Genomic DNA, 12113 nt, shown 5'->3' on the forward strand with positions numbered 1-12113 from the left:
GTATGAAACTTAGTTTAAGTATCATGGCGACAGGGGCTAATAATGCTCGGCCTTTAGCAAAAATAATTCAGCAAGAAAAAGTGACACTCGGTCGCGACGAAAACAGCACACTTGTATTGCCAGATGAGCATAAATGGATCTCTAACCATCATGCCAGTATTGACTACCGCGTCTCGGACTATTTTATCACCGATACCAGTACCAATGGTGTCCTCATCAACCAAGCAGCCAAACCCTTAGGACGGGGCAATAGTGCCAAACTAAATGATGGCGACCAAATCCACATTGGCGATTATGTCATTGAAGTTAAGTTGCTAGAAGCCTCATTGGCAACAATTAGCCCCGTTATTATTAACCCTAACCTGGTAGGCAATAAACCCTTCACATCCGCTGATCCTTTTGCCGAACTCGCCGCCAATGCCCTCAGCAATATCAATAACAAAAGCGAAGATCCATTCAATTGGCCTGATAGTGATAATAAACGCCCTGTTACGGTGGACAACGACTTTGAACATATCTCCCCTTACAAAGAATCTTTACCCCTTTATAACACACCTGAACCAGAGCCACTTATCATCCCTACCCCTGCCAAAACAACGAGCAGCCTGATTCCTGACAACTGGTTTGCTGATGACAATGCCAGTGGCGGCACCAACAAAGCAGCAGAACAAGATACAACACCTAAATTTGACAAGCCACAGCCCCCCGAACCTAAACCGCACCTACCTGATCCGCCGCCTCCCTTTATTGATGAACCTAAACGGGTTCATGAATTTAGCCCGATTGAGGAACTTAAACCGACACCTCAGCCAGCCTTAGATTTTTCTAACGACGTGATGAAAAACTTTTTACAAGGTGCCGGACTTGAAGACAGCCGCTACGCAGAAAACCTAAGCCCTGAATCGTTTTATATCATTGGCAAAATGTTGCGGGAATCCATACAAGGCGCACAAGATGTCTTGATTGGCCGAGCTAAAATTAAAAATGAAATGCACTTGGACGTGACTATCATTAGGGCGAAAGAAAATAACCCGATCAAATTTTCCGTGAATGCGCAAGAAGCGTTGGTAAAACTGTTGCTCAGCCAAGACAAGGGCTATTTGCAACCCGAAGCCGCCATTAAAGAAGCGTTTGATGATATTAAGGCGCACCAATATGCCGTTATTGCCGGTATGCGTACAGCATTGCTGGCGGTATTAAAACGCTTTGACCCGAAAAAACTGGAGCAACGTTTACAAGAAGACAACCCGTTCGCCGCCCATATCCCTATCCATAAACAAATGAAATTATGGGATTCGTTTGAAAGGCTGTACAAAGATATTGAACAAGAAGCCGAAGATAATTTTTATCATCTGTTTGGTGAAGCGTTTGCGGACACTTATGAACAACAGCTGCGGAACGTCAAAAAATCAAAACCCGATGATATTTTCTAACCGAATTAGCGTATTAAGGCATCCTATGCGTAACCATCTTATCGTTAACGTTTTATTGAGTCTCTGCTTAGCCGCCTGCGGCTCCGACCCAGAAAAACCCAAGCCTGAACCGCCCGCTGCGGCAGCACCGCCTCCGGCTCCTGCACCCAAACCGGAAGCGCCTAAAAAAATAACGGCAATCGATACGCAAATTACCGTCTCTAAAGCCGTCAACCCTAACTTAGAAGGCCAACCGTCACCGGTTGTGATGCGTATTTACGAATTAAAAAACTTGGGCAAATTTGAATCGGGGGATTTTTACAAGCTCTTCCAAAATTATGAAGCCCAGCTAGGGTCTGATTTGGTGGCCTCCGAACAATTTCATCTCCACCCTGGCCAAAGCAAAACCATACGGCATGAAGTCACGAAAGAAACCCAATACATTGCCGTTACCGTCGCTTACCGTGACTTAAACAAAGCCGTTTGGCGAGCGTCATTAGCCATAAAACCGGATACCACCAACACCTTTGAAATTGTGCTTGAAAAATTAAAAGTCCATATCAAGCAATAACCCTTAAACCAGCCCAACAAGGTAAACAGATGTCTTCGAATAACAAAGTGATATGGACAGAAGGCATGTTCCTTCAACCGGCCCATTTCCAACAACAAGACCGTTATTTTCAACATCGGTTGGAATCTCGTTGTGCTGGTTTACGGGTTTACCCTTTTGGCATCACCCGCCTTGAAATCAACCAAGAAGAACTCGGTTTGGGGCGGGGTAAATTTGCCCTTACCGCCTGCCAAGGCGTGTTCCCTGATGGCACGCCGTTTGCCATTCCAGACCACCATCCAGCGCCGATACCCATCGATATCCCTACCGATACCAAAGATCAACTGGTGTATTTATGTCTGCCCATTAGCCGAGTAAGCAACAAAGAAGTGGTTTGGCAGGGGCAAGAGGATGAATTAAGCCGTTATCAGATGCAAGAAATCACCGTTAAAGATTGCCATTCCCAATCCGCCCAAGATGCCACCGTGCAAAGCGGCGATTTATGGACACGGCTTCGTTTATCGAATCAGCACCAAGATGCCTACGTTACCCTGGCAGTTGCCAAAATCAGGGAATGTAAACCCGATAAAAGCGTTATTTTAGATACGGAATTTATTCCAACCTGTTTGCATGTCAGTGCCTCCACCTTATTAACGGCTTACATTAAAGACATAGCCGGCCTGTTGCACCAGCGGGGCGAAACCCTGGCAGGACGTTTAGGTACGCCAGGAGCCAGCGGTGTCGCAGAAATTCGGGATTTTTTATTTTTGCAAATCATCAACCGCTATGAACCGCTGTTTCACCATTTAACCTCTGTAGCCCAATTTCACCCAGAGCAACTGTTTAGCATTCTGGTGCAAATGGTGGGCGAATTGTCTACCATCACCGAACCCAACCATCGGTTTAAGGCCTTACCAGTCTACCAGCACGAAGACCAAGGCAACAGTTTTAAGGCCGTTGTCCTGGCCTTACGCGAAGCCTTGAATTGGGTGCCGGAAGCACGGGCTATTCCCATTCCCTTGGAAGAGCGGCCTTATCAAATTCGTATCGGCACTATTTATGACCGCAATCTATTGCAATCGGCCGAGTTTGTTTTAGCCGCCAAAGCCGATCTGGCTACCGAAACCATACGCAGTAACCTACCACGTCAGACAACCATTGCCACCAAGGAAAAATTGAGTGATTATGTCAATGCCCATGTGTTAGGTATTCGCTTAAATCCCCTGCCGGTAGCGCCAAGGCAGCTTCCTTTCCACAATGGCATGATTTATTTTGGCCTGGATAAAAATCATGCCCTATGGCAAGAGCTGGAAAAAAGCGGCACCATTGCCATGCACTTTTCCGGCGAATACCCAGGTCTTGAATTAGAATTTTGGGCAATTAGGCGGTAATTATGATTCCAGATGACCCATTTGCGACTGACCCCGCAGACAATAAAACCATTATCCGGCCTATTCCCGGTGGCAGGGGTAAACAACCGCCGCCCCCTCCCCCGCCGCCGAGTTCAAGTGCCGCCGTTTTTTCTGCCTCGCCGCCTAAACTGGGTAATTTAAACCCCTTGGAAAAAGCCGCTTCAGGTTTGTTGACCTTAATCACCAAGCTGAACAGTTCACAGTTCCACGCGGACCCTATGGGGCTTAAAAACAGAATTATCCAAGAAATTGAGCAATACCAGAACGAAGCGCAAAAACAACAAATTGATCTGCAAACCATCGCCAACAGCCGCTATGTCTTATGTACCGCATTGGATGAAGCGGTGATTAACACCCCGTGGGGGCACGAAAGTGGCTGGACGCAAAATAGCCTGCTAGCCATTTTCCATAATGAAGTCGATGGCGGCAAACGTTTCTTTGATTTATTAAAATCCTTGGGGCAGAACCCCTTGCAAAATCGACAATTATTAGAATTGATGTACATTTGTCTGGCGTTAGGCTTTGAAGGCAATTACCGCTTGATTGACGGCGGCAAAAATAAACTGGCCAGCATACGGGAATGGCTGTACCAACTGTTGCAAAAAGAGCGTGGCATCACCGAACCCGTTCTCTCCCCCCACTGGCAAGGTGTCAGTGACCGCCGTCACCGTTTGTTAAAATTCGTGCCGTTATGGGCATTCGCTGCGGTGGCGGCAGCTTTATTAGCGGCGATTTTTACTGCGTTTTTATTTGCGCTGAACAATGACTCGGATCCGGTGTTTGAATCGCTCTTGTCCATCAAACCACCGTCTGCCGAAGTTGTGGAAGTAGAAGCACCGCCACCCGCCACAACGCCATCACAATTAACGCTGTCCCTGTTACTGGCCGAGGATATTGGCCTTAAACATGTCGGTGTTAAAGAGCGTACGCAACGCAGTACCGTGACGATCCAAAGCGACAATTTATTCAGCCCTGGAAGCAGTAGCGTCAATTCGGGCATTAATGACTTATTACACCGTATCGCCGAGGCGCTTAACCGTTTGCCAGGGCAAGTGGTGGTCACCGGCCACTCGGACAACACCCCTATTCGGAGTATCCGCTATCCTTCCAACTGGCATCTGTCCAAGGCACGGGCGGAAGCGGTGGCCGAGGTGCTAAAACAATCGCTCAGTCGCCCCGAACGGCTCATCACGGATGGTAAATCTGACCATGAACCGGTTGCCCCCAATAAAACCCCTGAAGGCAGAGCCAAAAACCGGCGGGTAACAATCACCTTGCTGAAATAAAATCAACCCCGTTTTTGTAGGTAACAACTAGCCCCCAAAGCCCGTACAGGATTGAACACCGATGAAACTTTTAAATTTTATAAAACAACGCTGGTTTATTTCCTTACTTGGCATCATCGGCTTAAGCTTACTCATTTGGTACCTCGGGCCTTTGTTTGCTTTTAAAGATTATGAACCCTTAGGGCCAGAACTGCATCGCTTAGGGCTGATTGCCGCTATCGCCGTTATTTGGTTACTGATACAAATAGTGCGTTATGTTAAGGCCAAACAACAAAACAATCAGGTGCTGGCAGGGCTGGTCAGTCCAAGCCAAGCCCTAAACCCCGATGAACAAGCCAGCCAAGAAGAACTGCTCACCCTGCAAGAACGCCTGCAAGAAGCCTTGGCCACCTTAAAAAAAGCCCGTTTGGGCGGCAGTTCTGGACGGCAGTTTTTATACCAATTGCCTTGGTATATCATCATTGGGCCGCCGGGCTCAGGCAAGTCCACCCTGCTAAAAAACTCCGACCTGAAATTTCCCTTATCAGACCAATACGGTAAAGATGCGATTAGGGGTATCGGCGGTACCCGCAATTGTGATTGGTGGTTTACCGATGAAGCGGTGCTCTTGGACACAGCCGGTCGTTATGCCACGCAAGACAGCCACAAAACCGTTGACCAAAGTGCCTGGTTGGGTTTTCTCGACCTGTTAAAAAAATACCGCGCCAGACGACCCATCAACGGCGTGATTGTGGCTATCAGTATTAAAGAATTATTGGAGCAAACCCCAACCGAACAACAAGCCCACGCCAAAGCCATCCGTAAACGCCTGCAAGAGCTGCACGAAAAATTCAATATGCGCTTTCCGGTGTATTTGGTGTTTACCAAATGTGACCTGCTCGCAGGGTTTATGGAATATTTCGATGACCTTGACCGTGACAAACGCGGGCAAGTATGGGGACTCACTTTCCCGCTGGATGACAACAGCGCGGCCAATACTGTCAATATTGACCAATTCAGCGCCGAGTTTGACCTACTCGCACAACGTCTACAAGCCCAGCTCATTGACAAATTAGAACGTGAACGCGGCGGCGAGCGGCGTAATTTTATTTATACCTTCCCGCAACAATACGGCACGCTGCGCGATTTGACCCAAGGCTTTATTAACGAAACTTTCCAAGCCAACCGCTATGAGCACCGTATTATGTTACGTGGCGTATATTTTACCAGCGCCACCCAAGAAGGCTCGCCCATAGACCGCATCATGGGAGCTTTGGCCAACAGTTTCGGTCTGAACCGGCAAAATCTGGCTAACCAAAACAACCAGAACAAAAGTTTTTTTATCAACCGGCTGCTATCCGACATTATTTTTGCCGAATCCGGTTTAGCCGGTGCCAACCTTAAGCTGGAACAAAAACGCGCATGGCTACAACGGGGCGCTTTTTTCTCCGTTATTGCACTGACCACCTTGGCCACGCTGCTGTGGCTGGCCAGTTATGCCAAAAACAAGTCTTATATTCAAGAGGTAGAGAAGCAAGCCCAGGCTCTACAACAGGATGTCAGCAAGGTCAACACCCGCCTAGCGGATGTATTACCGCTGTTGCCCTTGCTGGAAAAGGCGCGTTCCATCCCAGGCGGTTATGCCGACCGACAACAAGGTGGCTGGAACTTTGATCTTGGCTTGTCACAACGCGACAAACTGGGCGATGCCGCCGAGTCGTTATACCGTAAGTTGCTCAAAGATTTATTTCTCGAACGCTTGATGTCGCACATTGAACAGCAACTGCAAAACAATGCCAACAACAGCGACTACCTCTACGAAGCCCTGAAAGTGTATTTAATGTTGAATGACAGCGACCATTACAACGCCAATACCTTCAGTGATTGGGTCAGCAAGGATTGGCAACATAACCTCCCTGCCAATGTCAGCAATGAGCAACGTAAAGCCTTGGCTGAACATTTAAGCACGTTGTTAGAAACCCAACCCACACCCTTACCCAGACCGTTAAGCGCCAACTTGATACAACAAACCCGCAGCATCTTAGCCGGTACCCCGCAAGCGGAAAGAGCCTATGCCCGTTTAAAATTGGAACTGGCCGATGCTGACAGCCCAGGTTTCACCGTGAGCGAGAGTGCTGGCCGCGATGCTTTATTGGTACTGGCCAGCAAAAAAGGCGACCCTTTAACCCAAAGCATCCCCACTTTTTTTACCTGCGCCGGTTACCAGGATGGTTTTTTACAGAACTATGCGCGTATTGTTAGCCAACAGGCTGGCGATAATTGGATTATCGGCAGCGGGCAAAAAACCGAATTCAGTGATATCGAACTGAAAGCCTTGAAAGAAAGCGTGTCACGCTTGTATTTTGAGGATTATATTAAGCGCTGGGATAGCCTACTGGCCGACATCCAGCTGAAGCCCTTTACCAACCAAGGGCAAATGGTGGAACTCTTGGGTGTTGTCGCCAGCGAAAGTTCGCCCTTAAAACTGTTTTTACAGGCGGTTGATCGGGAAACCAGTTTTGCTTGCTTAGCCGACAAGGAAAAATCGTTACTGGGCAAAGCCGACAAAACCCTCAACACCGCCAAATCCGCGCTCGATAAAATCATGAGTTCCACGCCGGAAGCACAGCAAACCACCGCCCCGCAAATTACCACCAACTTGGTGACACAACACTTTAAAGACCTGCACGACTTGGTGCAAGGCAAAGACAATGCCGCCTCGGCGCTTGACCGCTCACTGTCCAGCCTGAATGAGTTGTATGTTTACCTGAACTCGTTGGCCCATGCCAGCGGGGAAGAATTGGTGTTGGAGCAGCGTAAGCAAGTCGTACAGATTATTGATAAAGTTAAGCTGGAAGGCAAACGCAACCGCTTTCCTTTACTCAATAACATGATGGCCGATGTCGCCGATGGCAGTAACAGCTTAGTCAGCAATAATGTGCAAAAACACTTGAATGACCGCTGGCAAGCGGAAGTTGTGCCATTTTGCCAAAAAGCCATCAATGGCCTGTATCCTATCGCCAACAATGCACGGGAAATCACCTACGAAGATTTTACTTACTTTTTTGGCCCTGACGGTATCATGGATGCTTTCTTTAAAAAATATTTGACCGCTTCAGTAGAAAAATCAGGCCCGACCTGGCATTGGCAAAGCAATGGCGAAGCCGGTTCCGGTATCTCGGCCGCGTCTTTAAAGCAATTCCAAATTGCCGATACCATTAAAAATGTATTTTTTCGTATGGGCAAAGCGCCTACCGTCAGCTTTAAGCTGAAACCTTTATCGATGAGTTCCAGCATAGAGCAATTTATGCTCGATGTGGACGGCCAGGTGCTTACTTACGCACACGGCCCCATACAACCGATGGACATGAAATGGCCTGGGCCTAACAACTCAGGGCAAGTCAGAATCGAGCTGTTGCCACCGCAAGAAGGTAACTCTGGCCTGTCTAAAGAAGGGTCTTGGGCTTTGTTCCGCTTGTTTGAACAAGCCAAAATGGCCAGAACGTCCAATCCCAGCGTGTTTTTCGTCACTTTTAATTTACAAGGGCGCGAAGCCAAATTTGAATTGAATGCCAATAGTGCTATCAATCCTTTCCAATTATCCGACCTACAGGCTTTTAGATGCCTACCGAACCTATAACCAATACTTTGGGCTACTACGGCAAAGTCCCCACCCAAGGGGATTTTATCAGCAAGGGCTTACCCCGTAGCTTTATTGAACCGTGGGACATTTGGTTGCAAGAAGCCATTTTTACCAGTCAACGGCAATTGGGACAGCAATGGTTAGGGTATTATTTAACCAGCCCTATCTACCATTTCGTGTTATCGCCCGGTATTTGCGGCGACAGCGGCTGGTTAGGTGTGGTAATACCCAGTGTCGATAAAATTGGCCGTTATTATCCGATGACGATTAGCTTGATGATCGATGCCAGCATTAACCCTTTTGTCACCCTACAAAAGCAACAATGGTTTACCCGTTTGGAACAATTGGCGCTGTCTTGCTTACATGAGAATTACAGTCTTGATGTGTTTAATCAAGCCATAGAGCAATTACAGCAAGAACCGATTGGCCATTTCGTCAATACCCCCTCCTCCATGCAAAAACTTTACAGCCAAACTTACCATTCGGCCTGGCATTTATCCATTAATGGGGAAGACCGCTTGACCGGACTGTTTGCTTCTATGCTGGACAGTGTGCTGAAAGAACAATGCTTCGCCTATAGTTTATGGTTAACCCAAGGCTCGGAAGTTGTGCAGCCTTCGTTTTTATTTGCTGAAGGCTTACCCCCGTTTGAGGGGATGGCCGCCCTATTTGATGGCAATTGGCAACAATGGGGTTGGCAAGACAACCGTTATCCTATGCTACGGGGATCAAACAATGGCACTGACACACCCCCCTAAATTCGCCTGGACATCCTTCGCAACAACTCATATTGGCAAGGTTCGTAAAATCAACCAGGATGCTTATGTCAATTTACCGGATAATCGGCTGTGGGCGGTGGCCGACGGCATGGGTGGCCATGAAGCCGGTGAATTTGCCAGCGCGGCTATCGTCAATGCTTTAAGCCAATTACAGCCGGGCAAAACGCTAGGTGGCACCGTTAACGCTATTTACGCCCAGTTGAACAGTGTTAACCGTGAACTGGTCGATATGGCCTCGGCCATGGGTAACCATGCCGTTATTGGCAGTACAGTGGCTATTTTGTTGGCGCAACGACAACATTTTATTTGCTTATGGTCCGGTGACAGCCGAATTTATCTCTTACGTAAAGGCCAATTAAAACAGTTGTCCCGCGACCATAACTACGCCTCCAAACTGCTGAACGACGGTTACGATTTGGAGCAGGCCAATAATCAGTTATTTTCACAATCGCTTATCCATGCCACGGGTGTAGAATTGGAGCTGTATCTAGAAGCCCAAATGCAAGAACTACAGTCCGGCGATAAATTTTTACTGTGCAGCGATGGCTTAACCAAAGAAGTCTCAGATGCGGACATTGAATCAGTACTAAACACACAGGCATTGGAGCAAGCCGTGGCACAACTTTTGCTGCAAACATTAACGGCAGGGGCACGCGACAATGTCACTATTGTGGCCGTTGAAACCTCACTTATCGCTTAGGCATGAAATAACTTGAACAACTTAAACGCCACCACCGTTCGTGCTGAGCCTGTCGAAGCATGAACTTGCTCAAGTTATTTCGTGCGCCTTCCTTAATGTCTATTTATCCGCACCATTAGAGTAACATAATGTGTCTACACTAAACCGGACAAACTCTTTAAAATATTTGAAAAGAAGATAACCACTCAATGTGACATAATGCTATACGAAATATATAAATATAGAATTACTCTATTAATTTAGTGTAAAACATATCTTGGGTAATAGTGTAAAAATAACCAAAATCCTTAGATAGTTACATTGCATTTTTTATTAAAAATTTATCTTTAGGCGTGTAAAATATGGTTAGTTTACTCTGTTCTCCAGTCTTAATACCTACCAAAAAATAGACAGGAGAAGCATAGCATGAACGACAAAGCCAATATTCCCTTAAAAAAACAACTTATTCCACCCAAACCGGAAGATTTCAGTTCACGCCAAATGGATCTGTTCCTTAGTTTACTGTGCAACACAGAAGCAGAACGAGATTCCCTCTCCAATGCCTTTGACTTATGGGACAGTATCCCGCGTTATGTGGTATCACGACAACAACAAGAAAAATGGCGTAAAGCAAGAATGTTTCCGCTACTCTATGAAATTCCATTTCATTATCGAGGTCGGAAACTCACAGCAAGCATTCAACCAGCAGCGATAAAAGGCAAAGACGGCATCGTCAAAGCTTATTTTCCAAGTGCAAATGAAGAACTAATAGAAGATGTGTTACGAAAAATCGCTGCCGTCCAAAACAATGGTTATTACAACCCAAAAGAACAGCGTGGTGGTGTGGTTTTCACACTACACATGATACGCAAAGAGCTGGAAAAACGCGGGCATGGGCGCACCTACAATGAAATCAACCTTAGCCTTGAAATAATGGCTCGTTCTGTCATCGTCACAAGCATGGCAGACGGAAAAGAGGGTGAGTTCACCAGCAACAGCCTTTATCTAAATAACTTATTTCGGGCAACAAAAAGCAAACTGGCAGAAGACCCAGAAGCTAAATGGTTTGCTGATTTTCACCCTTTTGCCAGCCGATCTTTTGATGAATTAACTTACCGACAATTTAACTATGCCAGGCTTATGAGCCATAAAAGCCAATTAGCTCGCTGGCTTAACAAAGTTTTAAGCCTAAAATATATCAATGCCAGCTTCATGCATCCATTCGAAATGCGACTTTCCACCATCACCCGAGACAGCGGATTATTATCAGGATATGGCCGACTTCGTGATGCTGTGGCGGCCGTAGACTCAGCCTTCGAAGAGTTATTCGCCAGCAAACCGCCCCTATTAGGCAAGCATCCCAATAAAAATACAATTCAAGGCCAACGTGGCAAGATTCTGGACGTAATTTACACACTGCATCCCTCTATTGAGTTCGTAAAGGAAATGAAAGCTGCTAGCAAACGTCGTGAAATGGCCGAAGACAGCCTTAAACTTGTAAGCGATTCAGACATGATCTGTAAAGAACAGGGAGTATAGGTCGCGGGTCGCAGGGAGTATAGGTCGCGGATCCGACTAAAATACAGGGAGTATAGGTCGCGGGTCGCAGGGAGTATAGGTCGCGGATAGGTTTTTCACCTCTAAAATACCTAAAAAAACAGCACAGAACAGGGAGTATAGGTCGCGGGTCACCAAAAATACAGGGAGTATAGGTCGCGGGTCACCAAAAATACAGGGAGTATAGGTCGCGGGTCAAGTTTTAAACAACAAAAGCAAATTACTAAAATACCAAAACAATACAAAAACAGGGAGTATAGGTCGCGAGTGAGGGAGTATAGGTCGCGGGTCGTTTTTGTAACAATATGATTTAAAAAATAAATAATGCCTTATTTTTCACCTTATCCTTTTATCCTTTATTTATCCTTTTTATTATCCGTAAAATTCACATTGAGCAGTTATCAACTATAGAAAACTGATATACAGACTTTCAGAAATTAAATTTCCAAAAAAGTCAATTCAACTAATCTAACAAACGTGAAAACATAATCATTATTGATTAATAAATACAATTGATATTTCATATCTCACATTGAGCGGCTACCCTCCCGTTAAATTTTGATTTAGACTTAAGTGCCGACTTGTCATTTAATTAGGCACAGAAAAATAACTCAAAACACGGGGGCAAGCATGAACTACTCCATAGAGCGCTTAGACCACTTAGGCATTGTTGCCGGTGTCATCAAAGATTTAAAAATTGCCGAGTTGATTGACGGGCGGTTAGGGACTTATGAGGGAGAGACCTTATCGGCTGGTGAAACGGTTGCAGGCATGATTATCAATGGCTTAGGATTTTCCAACAAACCGATGACCTTG

Annotated in this window: 9 protein-coding genes; all 9 read left to right on the plus strand. The window is 46.3% G+C overall.

Annotation, left to right across the window (positions count from 1 at the left end):
• Window positions 1-2 precede the first annotated feature (2 nt).
• Entirely contained in the window at window positions 3-1433 is a 1431-nt protein-coding gene (tagH, locus tag CRENPOLYSF2_RS09455; RefSeq protein ID WP_087143706.1) for a type VI secretion system-associated FHA domain protein TagH, read from the plus strand.
• 25 nt (window positions 1434-1458) lie between these two features.
• Window positions 1459-1983 (plus strand): type VI secretion system lipoprotein TssJ, encoded by a 525-nt coding sequence (gene tssJ, locus CRENPOLYSF2_RS09460; protein WP_176371079.1) that lies wholly within the window; start codon window positions 1459-1461, stop codon window positions 1981-1983.
• Between the two features lie 29 nt (window positions 1984-2012).
• Window positions 2013-3353 carry a type VI secretion system baseplate subunit TssK gene (tssK, locus tag CRENPOLYSF2_RS09465; RefSeq protein ID WP_087143708.1) on the plus strand — a complete coding sequence of 447 codons (1341 nt, stop codon included), beginning with the start codon at window positions 2013-2015 and terminating at the stop codon, window positions 3351-3353.
• 2 nt (window positions 3354-3355) lie between these two features.
• Window positions 3356-4660: a type VI secretion system protein TssL, long form gene (gene tssL, locus CRENPOLYSF2_RS09470; protein ID WP_087143709.1), complete on the plus strand. Its 1305-nt coding sequence runs from the start codon at window positions 3356-3358 to the stop codon at window positions 4658-4660.
• Between the two features lie 61 nt (window positions 4661-4721).
• Complete coding sequence (gene tssM, locus CRENPOLYSF2_RS09475; RefSeq protein WP_087143710.1) at window positions 4722-8279, plus strand: type VI secretion system membrane subunit TssM; 3558 nt, start codon at window positions 4722-4724, stop codon at window positions 8277-8279.
• A complete protein-coding gene (tagF, locus tag CRENPOLYSF2_RS09480) occupies window positions 8261-9040 on the plus strand; it encodes a type VI secretion system-associated protein TagF (RefSeq protein WP_087143711.1) in 780 nt (259 codons plus the stop codon). Before tssM ends, tagF begins: the two co-directional genes overlap by 19 nt.
• The gene (locus CRENPOLYSF2_RS09485; protein ID WP_176371080.1) at window positions 9018-9761 is read left to right on the plus strand and encodes a PP2C family protein-serine/threonine phosphatase; all 744 of its coding nucleotides are present in this window, start codon (window positions 9018-9020) and stop codon (window positions 9759-9761) included. The genes tagF and CRENPOLYSF2_RS09485 overlap by 23 nt, the downstream gene beginning before the upstream one ends.
• A 405-nt stretch (window positions 9762-10166) precedes the next feature.
• Complete coding sequence (locus CRENPOLYSF2_RS09490; protein WP_087143713.1) at window positions 10167-11279, plus strand: hypothetical protein; 1113 nt, start codon at window positions 10167-10169, stop codon at window positions 11277-11279.
• Between the two features lie 648 nt (window positions 11280-11927).
• The coding region (locus tag CRENPOLYSF2_RS09495) for a DUF4277 domain-containing protein (RefSeq protein ID WP_140396819.1) at window positions 11928-12113 on the plus strand (186 nt) is incomplete at its 3' end.

The organism is Crenothrix polyspora, from assembly GCF_900163755.1.
GTDB lineage: Bacteria > Pseudomonadota > Gammaproteobacteria > Methylococcales > Methylomonadaceae > Crenothrix > Crenothrix polyspora.